General features: G+C 63.5%; 21 protein-coding genes and 1 tRNA gene. 13 read left to right on the top strand and 9 right to left on the bottom strand.

Going from position 1 to position 26,410, the window contains the following annotated elements; all coding sequences use genetic code 11:
* The first annotated feature begins 252 nt into the window (after window positions 1-252).
* Genes JYP46_RS00910 through nikR form a run of 6 tightly spaced genes read left to right on the top strand, consistent with a single transcriptional unit; the run spans window position 253 to window position 5,543 of the window.
* Complete coding sequence (locus JYP46_RS00910; protein WP_206546968.1) at window positions 253-1,827, top strand: ABC transporter substrate-binding protein; 1,575 nt, start codon at window positions 253-255, stop codon at window positions 1,825-1,827.
* Window positions 1,820-2,839: an ABC transporter permease gene (locus JYP46_RS00915; RefSeq protein ID WP_222473798.1), complete on the top strand. Its 1,020-nt coding sequence runs from the start codon at window positions 1,820-1,822 to the stop codon at window positions 2,837-2,839. Before JYP46_RS00910 ends, JYP46_RS00915 begins: the two co-directional genes overlap by 8 nt.
* Window positions 2,832-3,698, top strand: a complete 867-nt coding sequence (locus JYP46_RS00920; protein ID WP_206546969.1) for an ABC transporter permease — start codon at window positions 2,832-2,834, stop codon at window positions 3,696-3,698. The genes JYP46_RS00915 and JYP46_RS00920 overlap by 8 nt, the downstream gene beginning before the upstream one ends.
* The gene (locus JYP46_RS00925) at window positions 3,695-4,492 is read left to right on the top strand and encodes an ATP-binding cassette domain-containing protein (protein WP_206546970.1); all 798 of its coding nucleotides are present in this window, start codon (window positions 3,695-3,697) and stop codon (window positions 4,490-4,492) included. The genes JYP46_RS00920 and JYP46_RS00925 overlap by 4 nt, the downstream gene beginning before the upstream one ends.
* Complete coding sequence (locus JYP46_RS00930) at window positions 4,485-5,072, top strand: ABC transporter ATP-binding protein (protein ID WP_206544617.1); 588 nt, start codon at window positions 4,485-4,487, stop codon at window positions 5,070-5,072. The genes JYP46_RS00925 and JYP46_RS00930 overlap by 8 nt, the downstream gene beginning before the upstream one ends.
* Before the next feature lie 60 nt (window positions 5,073-5,132).
* Window positions 5,133-5,543 carry a nickel-responsive transcriptional regulator NikR gene (nikR, locus tag JYP46_RS00935; RefSeq protein WP_113154182.1) on the top strand — a complete coding sequence of 137 codons (411 nt, stop codon included), beginning with the start codon at window positions 5,133-5,135 and terminating at the stop codon, window positions 5,541-5,543.
* A gap of 78 nt (window positions 5,544-5,621) precedes the next feature.
* Here the strand turns inward: nikR and JYP46_RS00940 are convergent.
* The 5 genes from JYP46_RS00940 to JYP46_RS00960 form a co-directional block, all read right to left on the bottom strand.
* Window positions 5,622-5,697: transfer RNA gene (locus tag JYP46_RS00940), tRNA-Phe, on the bottom strand.
* Between the two features lie 153 nt (window positions 5,698-5,850).
* Complete coding sequence (locus tag JYP46_RS00945; protein ID WP_206546971.1) at window positions 5,851-6,696, bottom strand: ABC transporter permease; 846 nt, start codon at window positions 6,694-6,696, stop codon at window positions 5,851-5,853.
* On the bottom strand, window positions 6,686-7,456 hold the full coding sequence (locus tag JYP46_RS00950) for an ABC transporter ATP-binding protein (RefSeq protein ID WP_113154202.1): 771 nt from the start codon (window positions 7,454-7,456) through the stop codon (window positions 6,686-6,688). Before JYP46_RS00950 ends, JYP46_RS00945 begins: the two co-directional genes overlap by 11 nt.
* 43 nt (window positions 7,457-7,499) lie before the next feature.
* Window positions 7,500-8,519 (bottom strand): ABC transporter substrate-binding protein, encoded by a 1,020-nt coding sequence (locus tag JYP46_RS00955; RefSeq protein ID WP_113154203.1) that lies wholly within the window; start codon window positions 8,517-8,519, stop codon window positions 7,500-7,502.
* Window positions 8,520-9,205: 686 nt separating this feature from the next.
* Entirely contained in the window at window positions 9,206-12,625 is a 3,420-nt protein-coding gene (locus JYP46_RS00960; protein WP_206546972.1) for an indolepyruvate ferredoxin oxidoreductase family protein, read from the bottom strand.
* 142 nt (window positions 12,626-12,767) lie between these two features.
* On the opposite strand from JYP46_RS00960, the gene JYP46_RS00965 reads away from it, so the two are divergent.
* Together JYP46_RS00965 and JYP46_RS00970 are read left to right on the top strand one after the other, a co-directional pair.
* Window positions 12,768-13,247 carry an Lrp/AsnC family transcriptional regulator gene (locus tag JYP46_RS00965; protein ID WP_206546973.1) on the top strand — a complete coding sequence of 160 codons (480 nt, stop codon included), beginning with the start codon at window positions 12,768-12,770 and terminating at the stop codon, window positions 13,245-13,247.
* Between the two features lie 52 nt (window positions 13,248-13,299).
* Window positions 13,300-14,619 carry an NAD(P)H-dependent oxidoreductase gene (locus tag JYP46_RS00970; protein WP_206546974.1) on the top strand — a complete coding sequence of 440 codons (1,320 nt, stop codon included), beginning with the start codon at window positions 13,300-13,302 and terminating at the stop codon, window positions 14,617-14,619.
* A 254-nt stretch (window positions 14,620-14,873) separates the two neighbouring features.
* Here JYP46_RS00970 and proC read toward each other — a convergent pair whose 3' ends face one another.
* The 3 genes from proC to JYP46_RS00985 all read right to left on the bottom strand — a co-directional run bounded on the left by proC (window position 14,874) and on the right by JYP46_RS00985 (window position 18,151).
* Window positions 14,874-15,680 carry a pyrroline-5-carboxylate reductase gene (proC, locus tag JYP46_RS00975; protein WP_113154208.1) on the bottom strand — a complete coding sequence of 269 codons (807 nt, stop codon included), beginning with the start codon at window positions 15,678-15,680 and terminating at the stop codon, window positions 14,874-14,876.
* 106 nt (window positions 15,681-15,786) lie between these two features.
* Window positions 15,787-17,046 (bottom strand): Hsp70 family protein, encoded by a 1,260-nt coding sequence (locus tag JYP46_RS00980; protein ID WP_206546975.1) that lies wholly within the window; start codon window positions 17,044-17,046, stop codon window positions 15,787-15,789.
* A 106-nt stretch (window positions 17,047-17,152) separates the two neighbouring features.
* Window positions 17,153-18,151, bottom strand: coding sequence for a glycosyltransferase family 2 protein (locus tag JYP46_RS00985; RefSeq protein ID WP_206546976.1), 999 nt, complete (start codon window positions 18,149-18,151; stop codon window positions 17,153-17,155).
* 183 nt (window positions 18,152-18,334) lie between these two features.
* Between JYP46_RS00985 and JYP46_RS00990 the strand changes: the two genes are divergently transcribed.
* From JYP46_RS00990 to JYP46_RS01000, 3 genes are read left to right on the top strand one after another with little or no spacing between them, the layout of a single operon-like run.
* Window positions 18,335-19,510, top strand: a complete 1,176-nt coding sequence (locus JYP46_RS00990; RefSeq protein WP_206546977.1) for a glycosyltransferase — start codon at window positions 18,335-18,337, stop codon at window positions 19,508-19,510.
* On the top strand, window positions 19,507-20,289 hold the full coding sequence (locus JYP46_RS00995; protein ID WP_206546978.1) for a WecB/TagA/CpsF family glycosyltransferase: 783 nt from the start codon (window positions 19,507-19,509) through the stop codon (window positions 20,287-20,289). The genes JYP46_RS00990 and JYP46_RS00995 overlap by 4 nt, the downstream gene beginning before the upstream one ends.
* A 2-nt stretch (window positions 20,290-20,291) precedes the next feature.
* Window positions 20,292-21,164, top strand: a complete 873-nt coding sequence (locus JYP46_RS01000; RefSeq protein WP_206546979.1) for a DUF6492 family protein — start codon at window positions 20,292-20,294, stop codon at window positions 21,162-21,164.
* An 8-nt stretch (window positions 21,165-21,172) separates the two neighbouring features.
* Here JYP46_RS01000 and JYP46_RS01005 read toward each other — a convergent pair whose 3' ends face one another.
* A complete protein-coding gene (locus JYP46_RS01005) occupies window positions 21,173-22,393 on the bottom strand; it encodes a lipopolysaccharide biosynthesis protein (RefSeq protein ID WP_222473799.1) in 1,221 nt (406 codons plus the stop codon).
* 251 nt (window positions 22,394-22,644) lie between these two features.
* Here JYP46_RS01005 and JYP46_RS01010 point away from each other — a divergent pair, with 251 nt between their 5' ends.
* The gene (locus tag JYP46_RS01010) at window positions 22,645-25,275 is read left to right on the top strand and encodes a GumC family protein (protein WP_206546980.1); all 2,631 of its coding nucleotides are present in this window, start codon (window positions 22,645-22,647) and stop codon (window positions 25,273-25,275) included.
* Between the two features lie 216 nt (window positions 25,276-25,491).
* Window positions 25,492-26,388: a bifunctional methylenetetrahydrofolate dehydrogenase/methenyltetrahydrofolate cyclohydrolase FolD gene (gene folD, locus JYP46_RS01015; protein WP_113154215.1), complete on the top strand. Its 897-nt coding sequence runs from the start codon at window positions 25,492-25,494 to the stop codon at window positions 26,386-26,388.
* The last annotated feature ends 22 nt before the right edge of the window (window positions 26,389-26,410 follow it).

Genomic DNA, 26,410 nt, shown 5'->3' on the forward strand with positions numbered 1-26,410 from the left:
TTAATTGATTTCTAGAGAAATGAACCTGCATTGGAAATTCCGGAAAAGTCAGAAAAATTCCCGATTTCTCTGCCGATTTTCTGATTTTTACGCGCGTTTTGAGCCGTTTTTCTGAATTCTCGGAATGGATGAAAATCTGATCGAAACGCGCCGTGAAACGAATTCAGAAAGTATGATGTTTTTCTATTGACGTCATACTTTCTGTTGGTAGCTTGCAGACCGGCATGAAATTGATTTGAGGGGCATTTGTAGATGAATCGCAGTTTCGCGGGCTGGGCCGGTCTTTTATTCTTTTCAACAAGCTCCCTGATTGCCGGCGCTCCGGCATTCGCCAAGAATGATCTTGTTCTGGCAATCGGCGGCGAGCCGGACACGGGCTACGACCCGCTTCTTGGCTGGGGCCGTTATGGCCATCCGCTGTTCCAGTCGACCCTCTTGCGCCGCGATGCGGATCTGAACACGGTCCCTGATCTAGCGACCGAATGGAAACTGTCCGACGACCGGCTGGTCTGGACCGTGACCCTGCGTCCGGGCGTGGTCTTTTCCGATGGCACGCCGCTCACGGCGGAAGACGTCGCGTTCACGTTCAATGAGGCTGCTTCGGCTGGCGGCGCACTTGACCTGACGGTGATGGAAAAGGCCGAGGCGGTTGACGATCTGACCGTCAGGATCGAACTGAAGCGCCCCTGGGTGACGTTCTCGGAAAACTTCTATTCGCTGGGCATCGTCCCGTCAGACAGTTACGGGCAGGGCTATGCCCGCAACCCGGTCGGGTCCGGTCCCTACAGGCTGGTTTCGTGGACTGAGGGCGAGCAGCTCATCGTTGAAGCCAATCCCGATTATTACGGCCCGAAATCACAGTTCGAGCGGCTTACATTCGTCTTCACCGGAGAGGATGCAGGGCTTGCCGCAGCGCGCGCCGGTCAGGTGGACATGGTGTCTGTTCCCGCCCTTATGGCCGATGACATGATCGACGGCTTCAAGCGCCTCCAGGTGATGTCCGTTGACAATCGCGGACTGACCTTCCCGATGCAGGAGCCGGGTGAGGTGAATGCACAGGGAGAGGCCGTGGGCAATGCGGTGACTTCCGATCCCGCCATTCGCCGGGCGATCAATCTCGGTGTGGATCGTGAGCAGCTTGTCGAGGTGGTGCTGAATGGTTTCGGCAGGCCCGCAGCCGGACCGGCCGATGGCATGCCGTGGTCAAATGCCGATGCCGCCGTGACATACGCTCCCGACGAAGCGCGGGCGATGCTGGATGCGGCCGGCTGGCTGGTGGGCGATGACGGCTTTCGCGCGAAGGATGGCGTGAAGGCGGGTTTCAAGATCTATTACCCCGCGTCCGATGCGGTGCGTCAGGCGCTGACCGTTGTGGTGGCCGAGCAGCTCAAGGCGCTCGGAATCAACGCGCAGCCCACCGGCGCGTCCTGGGAGCAGATCGAACGGTTCGCCCATCAGGAACCGGTGATGCTGGGATGGGGCAGCCACAGCCCGCTGGAAGTCTACAGCCTCTACAATTCCGACTGGGGCGGCGTGGGTTTCTACAATCCGGGCTATTTTTCCGACGCGGTCGTGGATGCGCATCTGGCCGATGCCCAGCAGGCAGCGACGCTGGAGGCCTCCTATCCCCACTGGCAGGCCGCTGAGTGGGATGGCGAGACCGGGTTTTCGGCGCGCGGCCTTGCCGGCTGGGCGTGGCTCGTCAATCTGGACCACATCTATTTCACGAATGAGTGCCTCGATATCGGCAAGACGCAGATTGAGCCACACGGGCATGGCTGGCCGATCACAACCATGATCGATCAGTGGGCCTGGACGTGTGACTAGGCCGTTAGCGCAATCTCTCGCTGTCGGGCTGGCCTACAGGCTGGGGCGGCTTGCCGTCGTCCTGCTGCTGGTCGCGGCAGTGGCGTTTTCGCTGGCGAAAATCTCTCCCATCGACCCGGTCAACGCCTATCTCGGCGATGACATTGCGCGGGTCGGGCCGGAACAGAAGGCGCTGATTGCGGAGCGGTGGGGCCTGAACGAGGCCCCGCTGACGCAGTTCGTTCGATGGGCGCAGAACATTCTCCAGGGCGATCTCGGCTATTCGATGATCTACAACGCCCCGGTTTCGGAGGTGATCGCCAGCCGCTTCTGGACCTCGCTTCCGCTCGTCGGGCTGGCGTGGCTTCTGTCCGGCATTCTGGGGTTTGCGCTGGGTGTCGTGGCCGGCGCGAATTCCGGGTCGTGGATCGACCGGGTGATCCGCGTCTATGCCTATGTTCTTTCCTGCGCGCCGACCTTCTGGATCGCGATCCTTCTGCTACTCGCCTTTGCTGTCTTTCTTGGATGGGCGCCGGTGTGTTGCGCGGGACCAATCGGTGTCGTGCCGGAGGACGTCACCTTCTCAGACCGGCTGCGTCACCTCGCCCTGCCGCTGGCGGCGCTGACCGTTTTCGGCGTTTCGCAGGTGGCGTTGCACACGCGCGCCAAGATGATCGAGATCCTCAACCTCGATGCCGCGCTCTATGCCCGCGCGCAGGGGGCAACGAAGCTGGACATCGTTCTGAGGCACGGGCTGCGCAATGCCGCGCTTCCCGCCGTGACCATTCTGTTTGCCTCTCTGGGAGAGTTGTTTGGCGGCTCCATTCTGGCGGAGCAGGTGTTCTCCTATCCGGGGCTCGGGCAGGCGACGGTTGCCGCCGGCATCAAGGGAGACGTGCCGCTGCTTCTGGCGATCACGCTTTGCCTGACGCTGTTCGTTTCCGTGGGCAACATGATTGCGGACATGCTGTACCGCCTCGTCGACCCGCGCATTCGCGATGGCGACCTTTTGACGGGAGGCGATCATGGCTGAGCTCGGTGAGCGGCAGACCCTTGAACCGCTGATTCTTCCGCGCATGGACAACCGTGTTCGCTCATTCGCCGCCGCCGCGGTGTGCCTGTTTTTGATCCTGTTGATCCCGGTGGCAGCGCTCATGGCTGGAAGTGCGGGCGTCGCGCCGGACTTCACGGCACGCCTTGTCCCGCCGGACTGGGCCCACTGGTTCGGTACGGACCAGATGGGGCGCGACATGTTTGCGCGCACCGCCAAGGCGCTGACGACCAGCCTCTGGGTCGGCCTGTTCGCATCGGCCTGTTCCGTCCTCATCGCAGTCGTGATGGTTCTGGTTTCAGCCGCGTCCGGCCGCTGGATGGATGCGCTGGTGTCGCTTGCAATCGACGCCACGATCGGTCTTCCGCATCTGGTGCTGCTGATCCTGATCTGCTTTGCGCTGGGCGGCGGGCCTTTCGCGGTGACGCTCGCCCTGGCGCTGACGCACTGGCCGCGTCTGGCGCGCATCCTGCGTGCGGAGGTCATGCAGATAAAGCAGGCGGACTACATCATTTCGGCCCGCCATTTCGGAAAGTCGTGGGCGGCCATCGCAGTGGGCCATGTTCTGCCGCAGCTGGTGCCGCAGATGCTGGTGGGGTTCGTCCTGATGGTTCCCCATGCGATCCTGCATGAGGCAAGCCTGACCTTTCTCGGCTTCGGCCTTGAGCCGACCTCGCCGGCCATCGGCGTGATGCTGGCCGATTCCATGCGCTATCTGACTGCCGGAAAATGGTGGCTTGGCCTGTTTCCGGGGTTGTGCCTGCTCCTGTTCGTTCTGTGCTTCGATGCGGTGGGCAACGGGTTGCGGCTGATCTTCGACCCGAGAACGGCGCAGACATGACGCTTCTTTCCTTCAGCGGCTTCGGCCTGTCGTTTCGGCGCTATCATGGGCTTCTCGCCTCCTGCGAGACACCGGTTCTCAACGACATTGCCTTCACCATCGGGCGCGGGGAGGTGGTGGCGCTTGTCGGTGCGTCCGGCAGCGGCAAAAGCCTGATCGCACATGCGGCCTTCGGCATTCTTCCGCCCAATGCCCGCATGCATGGGAGCATTTGTCTGGACGGCCAGCCGGTGGACGAGCGCACTCTCCCCGCATTGCGTGGCCGGCGCATGGCGCTCGTGCCGCAGTCCATCAGCCATCTGGAGCCGCTGGCGCGATGCGCGAAGCAGTTGCGCTGGGCGGCGCGGCGGGCGGGGCGGCCCACCGACAGGGAGACGCTTGCGCGCCATCTTGAGGCTTTCGGGCTGGATGGAGATGCGGCAAAAGCCTTCCCTCACCAGCTTTCCGGCGGCATGGCGCGCCGCATGATGATGGCCATCGCGACGGTTGGCGACGCGGATCTGCTCATCGCCGATGAGCCGACCAGCGGGCTGGATGACGAGAACGCCGAAATCGTGCTGTCGAAACTGCGGGGGCTGGCGGATCAGGAGAAGGGCGTGCTTCTGATAACGCATTCGCTGGCTGCCGCGTTGCCCTATGCCGACCGGGTATGTCTCATCCGCAATGGAAGGATGGAGGGCGAGGAAGCGGCCTGCGCGTTTGATGGCGCGGGAGAGGGCTTGCGCAGCGCATACGCCCGCGCCCTGTGGCAGGCCCTGCCACAGAACGGCTTTCAGGTGGCGCACCATGCTTGAAGCAAGGGATGTCTGTTTCTCCTACGGCGTGGCAGGGCGCGTGCTCGATCATGTGAGCCTTGCGGTTCGCCCCGGCGAGGTGGTCGGCCTCACGGGCAGGTCCGGGGTCGGAAAATCGACACTGGGGCGCATTCTTTCAGGTCACTACCGGCCGTTGTCCGGGCGGGTCATCATCGACGGTGAGCCGCATGCGCGCGGGTTCAATCCGGTTCAGTATCTTTCTCAGTCGCCGGCCTTCTCGGTTGATCCTCGCTGGACCGTCGGCAGGGTCATCAGCGAGGCCTGGCGTCCTGACGAAGCCATGCTGCGCGCCTTCGGCGTCTCAGAGGCGTGGTATGACCGCTATCCGCATGAAATCTCCGGCGGGGAGCTGCAGCGGGTCGCCGTGCTGCGCGCGCTTGCGCCTGGCACGCGCTATCTCGTTGCCGATGAGATATCCGCACCGCTCGATCCCCTCACGCAGGCGCAGATCTGGATGGCCCTGCTAGCGCATGCGCAGAAAAACGGGCTTGGGATGCTTGTTATCAGCCATGACAGGCCCTTGCTTCGCCGCATCGCAGGCCGCATTCTCGACCTGTGATTTTCTTCCGCCCGTCAGCCTTTTCCGGCATGGCGGCTTTACCGTGAATGAGGGCGAGCAATGCGACGCATAACCGTTACGCTGGATGACGACCTGATGGATGAGCTCGATCAGGTCGTGCGTGAGCGCGGTTATCAGAATCGCTCGGAGGCGATTCGCGACCTGACACGGCAGGGCATGCAGCAGACCCTTTTGAAAACTGGGTCGCAGAAAAGCTGCATCGGCGTTCTGAGCTATGTCTATGACCATGAGGCGCGGGATCTGGCGAAGCGGCTGACCAACGCGTTTCATCATGCCCACGAACTCTCGGTCGCGAGCATGCATGTGCATCTCGACCATGACCGATGCCTTGAAATCAGCATCCTCAAGGGGCTGCCGGACGATGTTAAGCGGCTTGCAGAGCATGTGATCGCCGAACGGCATGTCATGCATGGAAAGCTCAGCCTCATTCCGAATTCATCAGAAGACTGAGGTGTTTCAGAGCTGACGGTCGGCTTCTTTGCGAGAAGTGTGCGTTGCTTTGCGATGATTGGAGACGCTGAAGGGGAGTGGTGCCCAGACGCGGATTCGAACCACGGACACGCGGATTTTCAATCCGCTGCTCTACCAACTGAGCTATCTGGGCAAACCCTGCTTCACGGTGCCGGTGCAGAGATTTCTACAAGGCGAGGCGGTGTTGGTTTCCGCCGGAAGCGCGTGGTTTATAGCACGAGATTTTTTGCTGGCAAGCGCCCTTCTGTCGATTTGCGAAGAGTTTTTTCACAAGCGGCAAAAAGGCTCAGGTTCTCCACGAAAGCAGACGCTTCTCCAGCTTGCCGATCAGCCACGCAATGATGAGGCCGATGAGCGACAGGAGCGCCACGCCCGCAATGAGCTGATCCAGCGCGAAAAGCGCGCCTGCCATGAGGATATAGGCCCCGACGCCGAATTCCGCGCCGATCATCTCGGCGGCGACCAGAAGCACGATGGCGATGGAGGCGGAGATGCGGAAGCCGGACAGGATGGCCGGCATTGCGCCTGGCAGGATGATCTTGCGCACGATGGAGAGCCACGACATGCCGAAGGACTGGCCCATGCGAATCAGATTGCGGTCCACATTGTCGACGCCGCCATAGGTGGCGATCACGGTCGGGAAGAAGGTGCCGAACAGGATCGTGGCCACCTTGGAGCCTTCGCCGATGCCGAACCAGATGATGAAGAGCGGCAGGAGCGCGATCTTCGGCACCGGGAACAGGGCCGAGACGAGCGGCAGAAGCCCGGCGCGGGCAAGCGAGAACAGGCCGATGAACAGGCCGACGGCGATGCCCAGCAGACTGCCCAGCGTCCAGCCGACGACAAGACGGTAGAGGCTCGCGCCGAGATGCTTCCAGAGCATGCCGGTCTGGAAAAGATCGACAAGCGCGCCAAACGCCTCTGACGGGGCTGGCAGCGCAATGGGGCTGATGAAGCCCGAACGCGAGCCCAGCTCCCAGACCGCCAGAATGGCGAGGAAAACAAGCGGGGCGACGGGACCGAGCGAACGATGAACGAAGCCCCCGCCACGGAAGGGAACCGGGCGCTGGCCGCTCTCATTGGCTGTTGCCGCATCGGTGGCGGGCTGTTCGTGCGTGGCGTCATGCGACATCGGAAATCTCCCTGTCGGCTTCGCGGGCTTCCTCGCGCATGATTTCCCAGACGCGGCGCTGCAGGGTTTCCAGCTCGGCCAGCCGGTCGGCGCGCTCGGCAAGGGGCATGTCGATCTCGACCACGTCGCGGATGCGGCCGGGGCGGCGGGAAAGCACGATGATGCGGCGGCCAAGGCGCACGGCCTCGTTGAGATTGTGCGTCACGTAGCAGGCGGAAAACCGCTCGCGGGTCCACAGCGTAACCAGATCGTCCATCAGGAGTTCGCGGGTCTGGCTGTCGAGTGCGGAGAGCGGTTCGTCCATCAGCATGATGGCCGGCTTGACGGCGAGCGCGCGGGCAATGGCCACGCGCTGCTTCATGCCGCCGGAGAGCTGGCGCGGGAGCGCCTTGGCGAAATCGGAAAGATTGGTGCGGGCAAGCACATCGGCGATGATCGCCCTGCGCTCGGCTGCCGCGATGCCGTGATCTTCCAGAACCAGGCTCACATTGCCTTCCACGCTGCGCCAGGGGAGCAGGGCGAAATCCTGAAAGATGTAGGTGAGGGGGTTGAGCGAGCCATCCGGCTCAGGTCCGGCAAGAAGCGCCTGACCCTGATCGGGCTTTTCCAGTCCGCCGGCAATGCGCAGAAGCGTGGACTTGCCGCAGCCCGAGGGGCCGACAATGCAGACGATTTCGCCGTCATCCACCGTAAGCGAGATGTCGTCGAGGACGGTCGTGCCGCCATAGTGGTGGGTGATGTTCTGAAGAAGAAGCTGCATCGGTCCAAAAACGCCGCCCCGGCAGGCCGGGGCGGCTTCGCTGTTAGCGGGTTTCCACGAAGCTGGTGTCGACCAGCTTTTCCATCGTCACGCCATCGGGCACGAGGCCTTCCGACTTGAACCACTCAAGCTGGTCCTCGACGCTTGCCACGCTCAGCGCCGCACCTTCGTTGATGCGCATGGCGCCGGCGCGGATGCGCGGATCGGCCTTGTCGAGCGGCTGGTCGGAATAGACGTATTTGTGGATCATCCCGACGATTGCCGCGGTGTCTTCCTCGCTCATGGTCTTGTCGACCAGGGCGGCGTTGTAGTCGCTGATGCCCTCGGAGAGGCCGGCCAGGAAGCGCTCGACGAGATCCTTCTTTTCGGTCGCATTTTTGGTGGAGGTGAAGACCGTGGTGACCTGGTAATCGTCGACATAGTCGGAAATCTTGCCGATCTCGACGACTTCAGGCCCCTTGGTGAGCGCGCCTGCAATGTTCGGCACGATGGACCATGCGTCGATCTGGCCGCTCTTGAGCGACGCGATGATGGCCGGCACCTTCTGCAGCGGCTTCACGTGGATTTCGGAACGGTCAAAGCCTTCCTTGTCGGCGATCTTGTGCGCCATGTAGTGGAAGGACGAGCCGGTGGTGGTGATGCCGAAGCTGTGGTCCTTGAGGTCGGCAGGCGTTTTAACGCCGGCGTCGAACGCAGCCTTGGAGGCGAGGATCTTCTGGCCGTCGATCTCGGGCGTTTCCTGCAGCGCGCCGCCGATGACCTTGATCACGCCCTTGTCTGCAAGGCTGATGAGACCGCCGGAAATCGCCGTCATGCCGAAATCGACATCGCCCGAGGCAATGGCGACGGCCATGGGCTGCGCAGCCTGGAAGGACACGAACTCGACATCGATATCCTGAGCGTCGAAATAGCCCTTGGCTTCGGCGATGATGCTCGGCGAATGCGAGGTGAGCGACAGAATGCCGACATTGATCTTGTCGGCGGCGGCGGAGGGCAGCGCGAAGCCGGCGAGAGCGGTGGTGAGGGCGAGCGCACCGAGCGTGCGGCGGGTGATGGCGGTCATGGGGTTCCTCCTTGGCTGTTTGACCAATGCTATTTGCATACGCAGGAAGCGGGAGCAAGGGATTGGGATGCCGGGCGCATGGCGCGCATCATGCGCGTTTGCGCTGCACGCCCTCTGGTTGGCATGCAAGGCGCCGACCCTCTCCCTCGTCATCCTGTGGCTTGACCCGAGGATCCATGCCGTTGCGGTGGCGACGGCGCAGGCGCGGGAAGCGATGGGCTTGCTTTGAGAGGCTGGGCTTTATGTCCGGCGTTCCGGCATGGATCCTCGGGTCAGGCCCGAGGATGACGAAGGAGCGGGTGGGGTGGCGGGCTCTTCCTTCTGAGTTTGTTGAAGGGAGGGCGGGAGATATGAAGGAGCGTGAATTGGTAAGCGCCCGTCTTCTCCCTGCCTGGTTTGCCGCAGGGAGCGGAGAGGAATAAGGGGGGGAGCGTGAATGAGAGCGCGCCGACCCTCTCCCTCGTCATCCTATGGCTTGACCGTAGGATCCATGCCGTTGCGGTGGCGACTGCGCAGGTGCGGGAAATGATGCGCTTGCTTTGAGAGGCTGGGCTTCGTGTTCGGCGTTCCGGCATGGATCCTCGGGTCAGGCCCGAGGATGACGAAGGAGCGGGTGGGAAAGGGGGCTCCTCCGCCTGCCGAAGGAGCGGAGAGCCCAAGAGAGAGGTGCGGTCTTCAGGCAGTGTCTACAGACGCGCAGCCATCTCGGTGCGGATGCGCTTTGCGGCTTCTTCTTTCACCGGGCCGTAGCCGCGTATCTGCATGGGCAGCGCCAGGGTTTCGGCAAGCGTTGCGGCATTGCCGGTGTCGAGCTGCGCAAGCGCTTTTTCGACATGCGCCTCGTACCAGCCGATCAGTTCGCGCTCCATGCGCCGCTCGGCGGTGCGGCCGAACGGGTCGAAGGCGGTGCCGCGCAGGCGCTTCATGCGGGCGAGCATGCGGAACGGCAGGCGCACCCAGGGGCCGAATTCGCGCTTGAGCGGACGTCCGCGCGCATCCGTGCCGGAAGCAAGGAACGGCGGGGCGAGGTGATGGACGATGCGATAGTCGCCCTCGAACTCTTCTGCGATGCGGGCGGAAAAGCCCGTTTGCGTGTGCAGGCGGGCGACCTCGTATTCATCCTTGTAGGCCATCAGCTTGAACAGGGAGCGGGCAACGGCCCGGCTGATGGCGTCGCTGCCGAACGGCGCTTCGGCGGCGCGAACGCGATCCACCAGATGGCGGTAGCGCTCGGCATAGGCCGCGTTCTGATAGTCGGTCAGGAAGGCCTCGCGGCGGGTGACGATCTCGTCGAGCGTTCCATCGGCCTGCGACTTCGGGTCGAGCAGGCCCTTCAGCGCGTCGGGCTTTTCCGCCGCCAGACGGCCGATGAGGAAGGCGCGGTGGTTCTTCTCAATGGCGACGCCGTTCAGCACGATGGCCTGGGTAAGCGCGTTGAGCGAGACGGGCACGAGGCCCTTCTGCCAGGCGAAACCGAGCATCATCACATTGGCGAACACCGTGTCGCCCATGAGCTTTTCAGAGAGGCGGTTGGCGTCCATGGCGGCAAGCGCATCCTTGCCCGTCACGCCTTCGATGGCTGCGAGCCGCTGGTCCACGTGAAGGCTCGCATCGCGCTTGCGCACGATATCGCCGGTGGGCATCTCGGCAAGGTTCACCACGGCGTGCATGCCGGGGCGGTAGCTGGCCGACGCCTTGGGTGAGGACGACACGACGATGTCACAGCCGATCAGCGCATCCGCTGCACCACGGTCGATGCGCACCTGATGGATGGCGTCGGGTGCAGACGCCAGCCGGACATAGGAAAGCACCGGCCCAAACTTTTGGGCAAAGCCCGTGAAGTCGAGCACGCTGGAGCCCTTGCCCTCCAGATGCGCGGCCATGGTGATGAGCGCGCCAACGGTGACGACGCCGGTGCCGCCGACGCCGGTGATCATCAGGTCGAAGGGCCTGTCGAGCGCTGCAGGCTCCGGATCGGGGAGATCGCCGGCAAGCCGCGTCAGATCGAACTCCATGCCGGAGCGTTTTTTGCGGGTTGCGCCCTCGACGGTGACGAAGCTCGGGCAGAAGCCGTTCACGCAGGAGAAGTCCTTGTTGCAGGACGACTGGTTGATCTTGCGCTTGGTGCCGAACTCGGTTTCGAGCGGTTCGACGGAGAGGCAGTTGGATTCCACCGAGCAGTCGCCGCAGCCCTCGCAGACGAGGTCGTTGATGACGACGAATTTCTTCGGGTCTTCCATCTGGCCGCGCTTGCGGCGGCGGCGCTTCTCGGTGGCGCAGGTCTGTTCGTAGATGAGAATGGACACGCCCTTCACCTCGCGCAGCTCGCGCTGGACGGCGTCGAGCTCGCGGCGGTGATGGATCGTGGTGGCGACCGGCAGTTCGCCAGGCTGGAACTTGTCCGGGTGATCGGAGACGAGCGCAATGCGCTCCACACCCTCGGCGCGCGAGGCGTGGGCAATCGCCTGAACGCTGACGGGGCCGTCCACCGGCTGACCGCCGGTCATGGCGACGGCGTCGTTGTAGAGGATCTTGAAGGTGATGTTGGCCTTTGCGGCAATCGCCTGCCGCACGGCCATGGAGCCGGAGTGATACCAGGTGCCTTCGCCGAGATTCTGGAAGACGTGGTTCTTGCCGGTAAAGAGCGAGGAGGCTGCCCAGTTCACGCCCTCGCCGCCCATCTGGATCAGCGAGGTGGTGTTGCGGTCCATCCAGCTCGCCATGAAATGGCAGCCGATGCCGGCCAGCGCTTCGGACCCCTCGGGCACTTTGGTCGAGGTGTTGTGCGGGCAGCCGGAGCAGAAATACGGAGTGCGGGTCGCGCCTTCCACCTGCAGGGCGATGGCCGGTGCGGCGAGGATCTTTTCAGCGCGGGCGATGAAGCCGCTGCCGGGGAAGATGCCTTCGAGCCGCCGGGCGACGACGGGCAGAAGCAGGCGTGGCGAAAGCTCGCCGGTCCACGGCACGAGGCGTTCGCCATCCTCGTCGCGCTTGCCCACCATGGCGTGCGGCTTGTGGCCGGGCCAGTCGTAGAAATATTCCTTGAACTGGCTTTCGACGATGCCGCGCTTTTCCTCAATGACGAGGACTTCCTGCTTGTCTTTCACGAAGTCGAGTGCTGCGCGGCGGGCGAGCGGCCACACCATGCCGACCTTGTAGATGTCGATGCCGAGCTTCCGGCACGCGGCCTCGCCGATGCCCAGAAGGCGCAGCGCCTCCATCAGGTCGAGATGGGCCTTGCCGGTGGTGACGATGCCGAAACGGGCATCCTTCACGTCATAGATGTGGCGGTCGACGGGATTGGCTTCGGCAAACGCCAGAACGGCGTGCTTCTTCGCCTCCATGCGCTCCTCGATCTGCGGGCCGGGCAGATCCGGCCAGCGATAGTGGAGCCCGCCGGGAGGCGGTGTGAAATCGGGTGTCTCGAACGCGCGGGGGGCGGGAATGTCGACGGAGGCTGCCGATTCCACCGTTTCCGAAATGGCCTTGAAGCCGACCCACATGCCCGAGAAGCGCGACAGGGCGTAGCCATATTCTGCGAAGGCCAGATATTCCGACACGCTGGCCGGATTGAGCGTGGGCATGAACCACGACATGAAGGCGACGTCCGACTGGTGCGGCATGGAGGAGGAGACGCAGCCATGATCGTCGCCGGCAACCACCAGCACGCCGCCATGGGGCGAGGAGCCGTAGGCGTTGCCGTGCTTCAGCGCATCGCCCGAGCGGTCGACGCCGGGGCCTTTGCCATACCAGAGGCCGAAAACGCCCTCGACCTCGCGCTTCGGATTGGTCTCCACCTGCTGGCTGCCGAGCACGGCGGTGGCGGCGAGATCCTCGTTGACGGCGGGGAGGAATTCGATGCGGGCGGCGTCGAGCCGGTCTTTCGCCTTCCATAACTCAAGGTCGAGCGCGCCCAGCGGCGATCCGCGATAGCCGGAGATGAAACCTGCCGTGTTGAGGCCGCTCGCGCGGTCGCGGCGCGCCTGATCGAGCACGGCGCGCACGAGCGCCTGCGTGCCGGTCATGAAGACGCGGCCCTTTTCCTGGGTGTAGCGGTCCTCGAGCTGATAGCGCGCGAGTTCGCCGGCCTTGGGTTGGACGGTCATGCAATTCCTCCAGTGCAGACTGGAAGAATTTTAAACCGGCGGAGGTGGAATTTTGTGCCAGATTTGGCGATTGGAATTTGGTTTCTGGAAGGATTATCCGATATAGGTGGATGTATCGGAGAATTTTTCAGGATTTGGACCTATGCCCGAAAAGCTGAGTGAACAGGACAAGAGGCTTCTGGACGCACTTCAGGCCAATTGCCGGCTCTCGAACCAGGAGCTGGCGGAGCGGGCCGGCATGTCGGCTTCAGCCTGCTGGCGGCGGGTGAAGGCGCTGGAGGAGGCGGGGCTGATCACGCAATATGCGGCTCTGCTGGACGTGGAGAAGGCGGGGCTCGGTTTTCAGGCCATCGTGCATGTGTCGCTGACGCGGCATGACCACCGGCATGTGGACACGTTCATCGCCGAGACGCGGCGGCGGCCCGAAGTGCTCGACTGCTACTCCACGACGGGAGAGGCGGATTATCATCTGCGCGTCGTGTGCCGGGACCTGGCGGCCTATAACCGGTTTCTGGAGGATTTCCTGTTTCGCCTGCCGGGCATCGCCAATGTGCGCACCAACCTCGTTCTGAAAGATATCAAGAAAAACAGTCCGGTTCCGGTGCAGGTGAAGACCGGTTGACATACCGCGCAGGGCCGCTTCTATCTCGGTCGTCAAACGAGGAGGACATCGGATGACGAATGTGGCGCTTACGGGTCTCGCGCGCGATCTTGAGCAGCGGGCGGAAGAGGGGCGGCCGGTGCGCATCGGCCTGATCGGCTGCGGCGAGATGGGCACGGACATCGTCACGCAGGTGGCGCGCATGAAGGGCATCGAGGTGGCGGCCATTGCCGACACACGGCCCGAACGCGCGGCAAAGGCCATCGAGATTGCCGGACGCGCTGCCGGGAGCGCGGTGGAGGCTGAAACGGCAGGCGCGATCAGCGACGCGATCCGCGCCGGCAAGACGGCGCTTTCGGGCGATTCCCGGCTGGTTTCCGAAAACGATCTGGTGGACGTGGTGATCGACGCCACGGGCAAGCCGGCGGTGGGCGCGGAGATCGGGCTTTCGGCCATGGAGGCGGGCAAGCATCTCGTCATGATGAATGTCGAGGCGGATGTGACCATCGGCGCTTATCTGAAGCGCGAAGCGGCGCGGCTGGGTGTCACCTATTCGCTGGGCGCGGGCGACGAGCCGTCTTCCTGCATGGAGCTGATCGAGTTCGTCTCGGCCATGGGGCACGACATCGTTGCCGCCGGCAAGGGCAAGAACAATCCGCTCAACATCGACGCGGTGCCGGACGACTACGCCGAGGAGGCGGAACGGCGCAACATGAATGTGCGCATGCTGGTCGAGTTCGTCGACGGCTCCAAGACGATGGTGGAGATGGCGGCCATCGCCAATGCCACGGGCCTCGTGCCGGACAGGCCGGGCATGCATGGCCCGGCGGCGAGCCGCGAGGAGCTTTCCAGCGTTCTCTGCCCGATTGCCGATGGCGGCGTGCTCTCGAAGAAGGGCTGTGTCGACTTCACGGTGGGCAAGGGTGTTGCGCCGGGCGTGTTCGTGGTGGCGGAGATGGACCACCCGCGCCTGCGCGAGCGCATGAACGATCTGAAGCTCGGGGAGGGGCCGTATTACACCTTCTTCCGGCCCTATCACCTGACCTCGCTGGAAGTGCCGCTCACCTGCGCGCGCGCCGTGCTCTACAACAAGGCGGACATGGTGCCGCTCGACAGGCCGGTTGCGGAAGTCTGTGCGGTGGCGAAGAAGGATCTGAAGCCCGGCGACCGGCTAGACGCCATCGGCGAATATTCCTACCGCTCGTGGATCATGACGGCGGAAGAGGCGCGCACGGCGAAGGCCGTGCCATGCGGGCTGCTTGAGGGCGGCACGGTGACGGCCCCGGTGAAGAAGGGCGCGCTTCTGACCTATGCGAATGTTGCGCCCGACGCGGCTTCGCGGCTGGTGGCGCTCAGGGCGCGGCAGGATGCGATGGTGTTCGGCGAAGGGTGATGGCGTGGGGTGCTCGCCCCTCATCCGCCTGCCGGCACCTTCTCCCCGCGTGCGGGGAGAAGGAAACGCGTCGTAACCGGAAGGCGTGTCACCTTCAATATCACCTTCTCCTCGGTTGAGGTGAGAAGGTGAGGTGGTGCCTTGCGGGTTGCTTGGGGGCCTTGAAGCTGGCGCTTTCCTTTCCGGTTTTCTTCCTTCTCCCCGCACGCGGGGAGAAGGTGCCGGCAGGCGGATGAGGGGCCTGCGCCGATCCTCTACTTTCCCAGTTCGATGGAGCGCTTTTTGGCGGCGTCGACGGCGTCGCTTACCAGATCGAGAAGGCGGTTCTCATCCATGAAGACGGAGAGCGCGGCGGCGGTGGTGCCGTTCGGGCTTGTCACCTGCTCGCGCAGCTTGCCGGGCTCGTCATCGCTTTCTTTGGCAAGGCAGGCCGCGCCATAGACTGTCTGCATGGCGAGAAGCTTTGCGGTTTCCTTCGGCAGGCCGGCCTTCTCGCCGGCAGCTGTCAGGCATTCGATGAAGTGGAAGATATAGGCCGGGCCGGAGCCGGAAACGGCGGTGACGGCGTCCATCTGCTCTTCATTGTCGATGGTGGTGACCGCGCCGCTGGTGGCAAGCAGTTCCCCGGCGAAGGCTTTTGCCCCGTCGCTCACATTGCGGTTGGAGAACAGCACCATCATGCCCTTGCCGATGGCGGCGGGCGTGTTGGGCATGCAGCGCATGACCGCGGCATGACGGCCGAGAATTTCCTCGAATGTGGCCGTTCCGGTGCCGGCGAGAACGCTGACGAAGGTGGCCTTGTCGGCAAAGCGGGCATAGGCGGGGGCGATGTCGCGAATGACCTGCGGCTTGACGGCGAACACGATCATGTCTGCGCCTTGCTCCAGCGTGTCGACGCTGTCGGTAACCGTCACGCCGAGTGCTGCGGCGCGGGCGCGCAGGTCCGCATTCGGCTCGATCACGGTGGCGTCGCCGGAGGCGAGCTTGCCTGCCGCGATCCAGCCTTTCAGCATGGCGTAACCCATGTTTCCGCAGCCGACGAGAATGACCGATTTGCCCATGAAACTTCTCCCTTGATGATGGGAGAGGAATGCCGCGTGCGGACGGCGAATGCAACAGAAGGATGTGGGCCGGGGCGTTTTGGCGCCCCGGTCCGAACGAGTGGGCTCAGGCGCCGAACCTGCGCCCGGCGTCCAGGGCCAGGCCGCGTCCGACGGAGCCGAACATGTCGCCCTCGACCACGGAAGCGGCCGGCAGCATGCCCAGAACGCTTTCGCGCAGGAGCGGGATGGCAGACGAACCGCCGGTGAGGAACAGCGCGGTGATCCGCTCAGGCCCGATACCGGCATTGACGAGGGTTTCGCTCACGGCCTTCTGAACGCGCTCGACGGTGACGCGAATGGCGTCGTTCAGCTCGTCGCGCGTAACGGGCAGATGCAGCTTCTCCTCGGTGAGCGGAAGCTCGATGGCGCTCTCCGTCAGGTCGGTCAGCGCGATCTTCGCCCGTTCCACCTCGGCCACGGCCGCATGGCCCTGCCGGTTGGAAACCACGTCGATCATGCGCTCCACCAGTTCGGGCTGGGCCGCTTCGTAGCGGATCTGCCTGAGATCGGTCATCGCCTTGTTGGTGTAGAGCATGTGGATGCGCTGCCAGGTGGCAAGGTCGATGTAATATCCGGCGGGGAGCTGGCGCTTGCCGTCCTTGGTGAGCGTGCGGTAGCCGAGTTCCGGCATCAGATGGGCGATGCTCAGGAGGCGGTCGAAATCCGTGCCGCCGATATGCACGCCGTGGCTGGCAAGAATGTCGTCCTTGCGGTCGGCCTGCTTCGCGCGTTCCGAGGAGACGCGCACGACGGAAAAGTCGGACGTGCCGCCGCCGATATCGACGATCAGCGCCAGTTCCTCGCCGCTGACCTGCTGCTCGTAATCGAGTGCCGCGGCGATGGGTTCGAACTGAAACTCGATGTGTTTGAAGCCACGCCGCTGGGCCGCTTTTTCAAGCTCGTCCTGCGCGCGGCGGTCGGCTTCCGGATTGTCATCAACGAACTGCACCGGTCGGCCGAGCACGATGTTGTCGACCGGTCCGCCGAGATTGGTTTCGAGGCTGTCCTTCAGAAAATGCAGGAACGAGCCGATAATGTCGGAAAAGGCGATGGAATGCGCCTTGATGCGCGTTTTCTCGTGGATCAGCGACGATCCGAGAACGCTTTTCAGGGCGCGCAGAAGCCGGCCTTCGGCATTTTCCGTGTAGCAGGAGATGGCGCTACGGCCGAAATAGGTGCGGTTGTCCTCGAAATTGAAGAACACCGCGCTCGGCATGGTGACCTCGCCACGCTCCAGCTCGATGAGCCGTGGCTGGCCGTTTTCCATGAAACCGGCTGTTGAATTCGACGTGCCGAAGTCGATGCCGCCGCTCAGCGCTCGCATAGCTTATGTCCTTGGGGGATGTGGATCGGTCAGGGGAGCGGGACCGCTACACAATCACCGAAGGGAAGTCGACAGCGGCGAAGCGTTTTGTTGGCGGCAAGGGCCGTCAGTTTTTTTCCGGCTCGCGATACTGCTCGTTCGCGTAGCCGAATTCGGCCATGACGCGGCCAAGACCGACATAGACGGGATACATGGCGGTGGAGATGGAGCCGGTCTTTGCAAGCCGGGCGGCTCCACGCAGCGGGGAGAGGGCCAGAAGCGCGAGGCTCTTGGCGAAGACGCGCAGCCGGCCGAAGCCTTCGTCCGCCCGTTTCTTCTTTTCCACCAGTGTGGAGATGACGCCGTTGCGCAGCGCACGGGCGCGGATCCAGTCGCGTTCAACCCGGCGCGCCGGCACGATCTCCTGCGTTTCCGCTTCCGCCGACCATGCAAGGCGAAAGCCTTTCTGGCGCGCACGGCTGAGAAAATCGGAATCGCCGCCGCCCATGAAGTTGAACCGAAGATCGAGGAAGGGGCGCGGCATTGATTCCAGAACGCGGCGCGTCACAAGAAGATTGCCGGAGGAGTAGAGCGCTGCAACGGGGCCTGTTTCATCATAGGGCGGGGCGAAGACCGGGTGGGTCGCCCAGCGCTCATGCGCAGGCTTTTCAAAGGCCGGCACCTGCGGGCCGCCAACGATATCGGCGTCGAATTTCTCCGCCGTCGCGCAGAGGTTTTCAAGCCAGTGCGGAGAGGCGAGTTCGTCATCGTCAATGACGGCGAGATAGCGAAAGGCCGGAAATTCAGCCAGCGCGGTTTCCCAGCCGGCATTGTAGGCGCAGCAATTGCCGCGCTGGTGGGCGATGATGACAAGGCCGTTGAACGTGCCATCGGCAAAGAGCGGCGCGGCAGCGTCTGCGCCTTCGTGTGCTTCGGCCTCGTTTTCCATCACGATGATGGCAAAGGGGCGCGCGGTTTTCTGGGCGGCAAGCGAATGGAGCGTGTCGAGAATCTGATCGGGGCGCTTGAAGGTGGGAACGGTGACAACGCACTCGATCTCCTGCACGCTCAGCGATGGCGTTCGCGCGACGGTTGAAACCGACTTGTCTGCCCTGTCCTGCGTCACGATCCCGCCAATGCCCCCTTGTTTCGCGCTCTATAAGCGGTGGCGGCAATTAAGGCGGCGTTAAGTGCGGCAGGTTTTTGCGGCAGGGAAATGGTGTTATGCCCGCCAAAAGTGTTTCCCCGGCTTCTCCCTTAATGAAGAGTTCATTGCTGTTTGACAGAACGTTCCAAACAGGAAAAGTGCATGCATCTGGTCTTTGCGACATCCATCGTTCCCGACGGGACGCCCAAGAGTGGCTACGAGATTGCCAATGCGGCAATCCTCGGCGCGCTGTCGCGCGCGGGGTGCCGGGTCTCCGTCATGGGCTTTGCCTGGCAGGGACGTGAGGCGCGCAACATTACCGACGACACGGTCGTTCTGGGTGAAATGGACCCGCGCACCGAAGCGGCGGGCGGTCTTCAGAAGCTGCGATGGCTTGCCCGTGCAATGACGCGCAACATGACGTTCTCGTCCGCCAAGATGCTGCTTGCCTCGCCGGCGCAGGTGCGCGCCGCACTCGATGGCCTTGGTCCGGTGGATGGCGTCATCTTCAATTCCGTGCAGTTTGCAGGCGCATTCCGCGAGATTTTCGCCCATTTGCCGAACATCTATGTGGCGCACAATGTGGAGTATGTTTCGGCCGAGCAGAGCGCGCGCGCCGCACGCAGCCCCATTGCGCGTTTCATGTTTGGCCGTGAGGCGAAGCTTTTGAAAACGCTGGAAGCGCAATTGTGCGCCGATGCGCATTTCATCTACACGCTTTCCGAGGATGACCGGCAGGTTCTGGGCGTGGCGGATGACCGGCGCTCGGCAGTTCTGCCGCTGGTGGCGCATGCGCCGGTGGAGGTGACGGGCGATGAACGCAGGGCGGATTACGACGCGGCGCTGATCGGCACGTGGAGCTGGGCGCCCAATCGCATCGGGCTCGACTGGTTTCTGGAACAGGTTGTGCCGCACCTGCCTGACGATTTTCGTATTGCGGTGGCGGGGGATGCGCCGGCGAGCCTGGCGCAGGAACACCCCCGCATCGCCTTTGTCGGGCGTGTTCCCGACGCGGTGGAGTTCGTGCGGTCGGGCAAGGTGGTCCCGCTTATCAGCCGTGCCGGGACAGGCGTGCAGCTGAAGACGATCGAGACCTTTGAACTGGGTCTGCCGAGCGTCGCCACGCAGAGCGCGCTGCGCGGCATTTCCTACAAGCCGGAGAACTGCACCCTTGCCGACGAGCCGCGCGCCTTTGCGGATGCGCTGGTGCGTGCCGCCGGATCGCCCGTCGATCTCGACGGGCGGACATTCCATGAAGAGCAGCGCAACGCGCTCGACAAGGCCGTGCTTCACGGGCTTCAGCAGTCTGGCTTTGGCCGGCAGAACGAGGCCGCATGAACGTGGATGCGCCGAACAAGATCACACCGGTGCCCGAGCGGCGCGACATTCTGGGAACGGATGTGACGGCAATTGGCCGTGACGCGGCAATTGCGATGCTGGCCGAAAGCATTGCCGAACGGCGCTTCACGCAGGTGACGTTCCTCAATGCGCACAACGCCAATGTGGCCGTTGCGGACGCGCGCTTTCGCCAGGTGCTGCCGGACTTTCTGGTGCTGGCGGATGGCGTTGGCGTCGATATCGCTTCAAAGATGCTCTACGGCGAGCCGTTTCCCGACAATCTGAACGGCACCGATTTCGTGCCGGAATTCCTCAGGCGGCAGAAGGACCGGCTGACGGTCGGCCTGCTTGGCGCGCGGCGCGACAATGCGCTTGCCGCAGCCGAGAAGCTTGCAGAGCATGCGCCGCAACACGAATTTGTCTTCCTGCATGACGGTTACTTTGACGGTGCGGAAGAGAAGGCCATCCTCGACAGGCTGGAGGAAATCCGCCCGGACGTGCTGCTTGTGGCCATGGGCGTTCCGCGCCAGGAATTGTGGATTGCCGGGAAGCTCGGGGTTGAGCATTGCACCGTGCCGATTGCCGTGGGCGCGCTTCTTGATTTTCTGAGCGGCGCGGTGCCGCGCGCGCCGCTGTGGATGCGCCGGCTGCGGCTTGAATGGCTGTTCCGGCTGGGGCTTGAGCCGCGTCGTCTGTGGCGGCGCTATGTGGTGGGCAATCCGCTGTTTCTCCTGCGGGTGCTTGGCCAGAAGCTGAGCGGCAAGGCAGGCGGGGGTTAGGCATGGATGCGCAGCAGAACGCCGCAATCGTTACGCCCAGCTATGCCGGTGATTTCGAGCGATGCAGGCTGTTGTGTGAGAGTATGGACCGGTATGTGACCGGCTACACACGCCATTACCTGCTTGTCGCCAGTCATGATGTCGAGCGTTTTCGCGCACTGGAAACGGACCGCCGGGTGGTGGTCGACGAGCGCGATCTCCTGCCATCCTGGCTGCATGCGGTGCGCGATCCGACCAGTCTTTTTCGCCGCCATGTCTGGTTGAGCACGCGGCTTGCGCCGCTGCGCGGATGGCATGTGCAGCAATTGCGGCGCATCGCCTTTGCCGAAAAGGCGACGGAAGACGCGCTTGTCTATTGCGATTCCGACGTCGTGTTCCTGAAGCCGTTCGACTGCGGCGATTTCTGGCGCGATGGCCAGATGCGGCTATACCGCAAAAGCGACGGCATGCATTCGCTGATGGACATGGGGCACCGCGACTGGCTGGCCAATGCGGGCAGGGCGCTTGACCTTCCTGCCGGGCAGACCAGCGACCATGACTACATCACCACACTGATCGCATGGCGACGCGAAACCGTGCTGGACATGCTCAGGCGTATCGAGACGGTTCACGGCAGGCCGTGGATCAATGTGGTGGCGAGCGACCGCCGTTTCTCGGAGTGCATTCTCTATGGCCGCTATGTGGATGAGGTTCTGAACGGGGAAGGACACTTCCACGACGACCGCGCGCTCTGCCACATCTACTGGCTGGGGCCGGAGCTGGATGAAACCGGCATTGAGCGTTTCATTGCCGGGATGGAGCCCTATCAGGTGGCCATCGGCATTCAGTCCTTCACCGAGACGAGCCTGGAACCGCTGCGCCGTGTGATCGGTTAGGGTCAGTATCAGACGCGTTTGGCCGGTCTGGCCAGAGCGCGATAGGTGAGTACCATCGACAGCACGTAAAGCACCGCGAAGACCGCGTTGAGCGACAGAATGATGTCCCGTGTCTCGGTGAGGTTTTTCAGAACCAGCGAGAGAAGTGCAGCCTTGCCCAGGGCCAGAACGCCGAGATTGACCGCGCGAATGAAGGTCTGGCCGCGGGCAAAGAGCAGGTCCGCCTGATATTCGGTCAGGTTGCGCAGGCCCGGAACCGCAAGCGCCAGAATGACCAGAGGTGCTGCCTCGGCCACATTGCGCCCCAGCAGCGTGGGGTAAAACAGCAGGATCACCGCAAGCGACGCCAGCGCCAGCGTGGACACGGCGAAGATCGCGCCCTCAATGCCAAGACGCAGTTTCCAGCGGTTGAGCATTTCCGGTGCGCGCATCATGCGCTGGACGAGCAGCATGGAGAAGGAGCGGATGGGGATCGCGGTCAGGTCCACCAGCCGCATGATGATGGCGTAGATGCCGGCAAGTTGCGGGTTGCCGAGGGCAAGAACCAGAAGCTTGTCGAGCTCCATCTGCAGATAGAACAGCACTTCTGCGCCGGCCACGTAGAGCGCGTCTGGAAGGCGACGCCAATAGAGCGCGCTCTGCAGGCGCAGGCGCTGGCGGGGGCAGTAGAACAGGAGCGCGAAGACGAGCGCCGCGCTGTTTGCCGCGAGATAGAAAACGGTCCAGGTGAGGAGGTCGCTGCTCGCGTGGAATGTGAACAGGAGGGCCGCCAGCGCGCGGATGCCGACGCTGACGATGAGAATGACGGCGGCGCGGCCGAAACGGTTGAGGCCATTGTTGACCACGATCACCGTTTCGGTGAGCCGCCAGGCAATGGCGTCGGACGCGATGACGAGCGCAAAGGGCAGAACCTTCATGTCGCCCGCAAAGAACACCAGATAGAGCGCCACGCTCGCCAGTGCGATGAGCGGCAGGGAAGCGACCGTTAGCATGAGGAAACCGGCTGCGTATGTGCCGAGCAGGCGCGGCTTGACGGTGGCGATGCGGTAGAGCGTGGCGGTGAAGCCAAGCGCCAGAATGCGACCGACCATCACGCCGGCGGCGGAGGCCGTGGCGAAAAGACCGAAATCGGCGATGGACAGGCTGTTGGCCAGAATCACGAAATAGGCGAGCGAAAAGACGAGCCTGCCCGCCGATCCGCTGATCGTGGCGAGGTAGTCCCGCAGCACCTGGCGCTGGCTGGTGATGATGTCGCGTAGCGAGATGGGGCGCCCCTGAATTCTGAGCCTGAAATGCCGGTTCTGCGGCGAGCATAAGCAATAAAACTTAATGCGCTGTTCTGCTGGCTGACGCAGGGGCAAAAAACACTTACGCAGAGCTTACCGTTAACTGTTTGTTACCTGTGCCTCTTTAGCTTGGGTTAACATAATCGCGGGCTGATGTGCCCGCTTCATCATCATTTGCGGAAGCTGCACACACGATGTTCGACGCCGAAAATCCCAACAGGAAACGGTCAAGGGAAGACGGGCGCTCGCGCTCGCTTTTGTCGATGCAGCCGCCGCGTGATGATCGTGCGACAACGCAGGAAGATCTTACGGACCGTTCGTCATTGCCGCGCTCTGACAGGGATGCGGAAATGCGCGAGGCGCGCAGGGAGCGGGCAGCCTCGGCGGATGCCTATCTGCGTCGTGCCGAGGCGGGTGACCGCGCGCGGGACGACGTTTCCCCGAAGCGCGCACAGCCTGCGCGCCGGGTCGAGGAGCCGGTACGGAAAGCGCGCACCGCACCGAAAAAGGCCCCGCTCCACAAGCGCCTGCTCGACAGGATGTTTCCGCTGCCGGAGGCCCCGCAGCGCGGGGCGCAGACCGCAGAGCCCGCGCGTGCGCCGATGCGCGACGAGCGCGATGTGGCCGTGCGGCGAACCGTGATTGACGAAGAGCCCGAAGCCTATCGCGAGCCCATGCAGCACCGGCGCAGGCAGACCGGAAAGCGTGATGCGGATGAGCGGCTCTGGCGGCCATTGATCGATCCGGTGCGCGTGATCAGCGGGATTTTTCGCGCCAAGTGGCTCATTCTTCTGACGACGATCATCGGTGCGGTTCTTGGCGTGATGGTCGCGCTGTCGACGCCGAAAATGTATTACGCGGCAACGCAGCTCATTTTCGATCCGCGCAATCTGCAGCTGGTGGAACGCGATCTGACGCCGGGCGGTCTGCCCTCGGATGCGACGCTGGCGCTCATCGAAAACCAGGTGGCCATCATGACCTCCGGCAATGTGCTGGCGCGGGTGGTGGACGAACTGGATCTGGCGGATGACCCGGAATTCAACGGTTCGGGTGGCAGTTCCATTGTGAGCCTGCTGTTGAGCCCGCGCGCGCTCATCTCGGCGCTGCTCAGCAGCGGCGATGAGGATGGCGGCACGGCGCGGCACTCCATTGCGGTCGAGAACCTCGCAGATGCGCTGGATGTGAGCCGTAACGCCAAGACCTTCATCATCACCATTGGCGCCGAGACGGAGGATCCCGAGAAATCCTCGCTGATCGCGACGACCACGCGCGATGTGTTCCTGTCCACCTTTGGCGAGCTTCAGTCTGCAACGGCGGGCCGCGCCAATCGCGAGATCACCGAGCAGCTCACCTCGCTTCGGGCCGAAGTGGAAGAGGCCGAACGGGCCGTGGCCGATTTCAAGGCGAAGAATGACATCGTGGATGCGCAGGGGCGTCTGATCACCGATGAGGAGATCCTGCGTCTCAACGACCAGCTTTCGAACGCCAAGGCGCGCACATCGGAGCTGAATGCGCGTGCAGCGGCCGCGCGTGAGCTGAACGTGGACGAGGTTCTGGGCGGCGCACTGCCGGAGCAGATCTCCTCGCCCGTCATGACCGAGCTTCTGGCGCAGTATGCGAGCCTGCGGCAGCAGGCGGGCAGGCTGGCCGTGAAATTCGGCCCGCGTCATCCGGAGCGGCTTGCCGTGGAAGCGGAACTCTCCGGCGCGCGTGAGGAGATCGCACGCGAATTGCGGCGGGTGACGGCGTCCAACCAGGTGGAATTGCAGCGCGCCGTTCAGCTTGAGCAGGATCTGGCCGGCCAGCTCGCGCGGCTGAAGGTTCAGAAGGGCAATCTGGCATCGGAGCAGGTGACGCTTCGCGAGCTTGAGCGCGAGGCGAATGCGAAGCGCTCGGTGTATGAATCGCTGCTCCTGCGCGCCCGTGAGACCGGACAGCAGGAACGCCTGAACACCGCCAATGTGAGCGTGATTTCGCAGGCCGTGCCGCCGCTCGATCCGATCGGCCCGTCGCGTTCGTCGATCGCGATGGCGGGCATGATCCTTGGCTTCCTGTTCGGCGTGGGCATTGGCGCAGCCGGCGGGGCGATCCAGAGCCTGCGCGAAAACATGGCCGAGCGTCAGGCCGAGGAAGACGAAGGCGGCGAAGGCAGCCAGGGTTATGACGATTATGACCCGGAGCCTGACCCGACACCGCCCGGTGGCGGATCCTGGCGGCACGCGTCCGACGACCGGCTGCGGGATGCTGCATCAGACCGGCATTCTGGCGAATGGCGTCCGCGTTCGGGTGAGCGCTATGCAATGGCCGGTGTGGACGCGCGTGAGGATGAAGATGATCTCGACCATGCGTTTACGGCGCATATGGACGATGAGATCGATGATCTTGCCGATCGGTATGCGGAGCCACGGCATCGGGTGCGGGCGTCGGCAGCTTCGCAGCCCCAGGTTCAGCCCCAGCCCCAGCCCCAGCCACAGCCGCAATATGCGCCACAGCAGATGTGGCAGACGCCACAGCTCGCGATGCAGCCCGGCATGATGCCTGCAATGGCGCCGTTTCAGCCAGTGATGGGGCAGCCTGTGATGGGGCAGCCGGGGATGGGACAACCGGGAATCAACATGCCGATGATGCCGGCCTATCCCGTCTGGCAGCAGGTGCCGCCGATGGCGCAGGCTGGATTTGCGGCAGGTCCGCAGAGTGCTGGCGAGCCGTTTCATGAAGACGACGATGGCGACGACCGCTTCAGCGAAATCCACCATCGTCTGAAAGCCGTGCGTCGCGAGGTCGATGCACTGGCCGTGCGCCGGGCAAACCGGTTCCGGTACTAGACGTTTCCGGCGTCAGGTGGTCTTGCCTGACGCTGCCGAACGGCGGGCGCGTTCCAGACAAATTCGCCTTCTTTCCCAATAACGTCGCCAAACGACGCGAAGCCGGGATTGCGGTTCTGCGTTTTCCCCATTATGCGGGCTGGAGTGCGATCCCGATGCGAGCGCCTTGGCGTGGACCGGGAGGCCGCACGCACTGACGCCTGACCGGGGAAAGACATGGCCGATATCATCGACGGAAAAGCGATCGCAGAAGATGTGGTTGCGAAGGTCAAGACGCAGACTGCGACGCTCGCCGAACACGGCGTGACGCCGGGGCTGGCAGTGGTGATCGTCGGCGAGGATCCGGCAAGCCAGGTTTATGTGGCGTCCAAGTCGCGCCGCGCCAAGGAATGCGGCTTCCATTCGGTTCAGCATTCGCTGCCGGCAGAAACGTCGGAAGACGCGCTGGTGGCGCTGGTCGAGGAACTCAACGCCGATCCGGCGATCCACGGCATTCTGGTGCAGCTGCCGCTGCCCGGGCACATCGATGAAGCGCGCATCATCCAGACCATCGACCCGGACAAGGATGTCGACGGTTTTCATTTCATCAATGTCGGCAGGCTTGGAACCGGTGCGCTGGACAGCGCCTTCGTGCCCTGCACGCCGGCGGGCGCGATGCTGATGCTTGAGCGGGTGCGCGGCAGGGACCTCTCCGGCCTCTCGGCAGTGGTGATCGGGCGCTCCAACATTGTGGGCAAGCCGATGGCGAACCTGCTTCTGGCCGCCAACGCCACGGTGACCGTTGCGCACAGCCGCACGAAGGATCTGCCGGCGCTGGCCGCGACGGCCGACATTCTCGTTGCCGCAGTGGGACGGCCGGAAATGGTTCGGGGCGACTGGGTGAAGCCCGGTGCAACCGTGATCGATGTGGGCATCAACCGCATTCCCGCGCCGGAAAAGGGCGAGGGCAAGACGCGGCTCGTGGGCGATGTGGCCTTTGCCGAAGCAAAGGAGCGCGCCGGCGCGATCACCCCGGTGCCGGGCGGCGTGGGGCCGATGACCATCGCCATGCTGATGGCCAACACGCTCACTTCCGCATTCCGCACTGCGGGGCTTGAACCACCGGCTTTCTAGCCTCTTTCTGATCGGGACCATC

The organism is Nitratireductor aquimarinus (assembly GCF_017255295.1).
Taxonomy (GTDB): domain Bacteria; phylum Pseudomonadota; class Alphaproteobacteria; order Rhizobiales; family Rhizobiaceae; genus Nitratireductor; species Nitratireductor aquimarinus.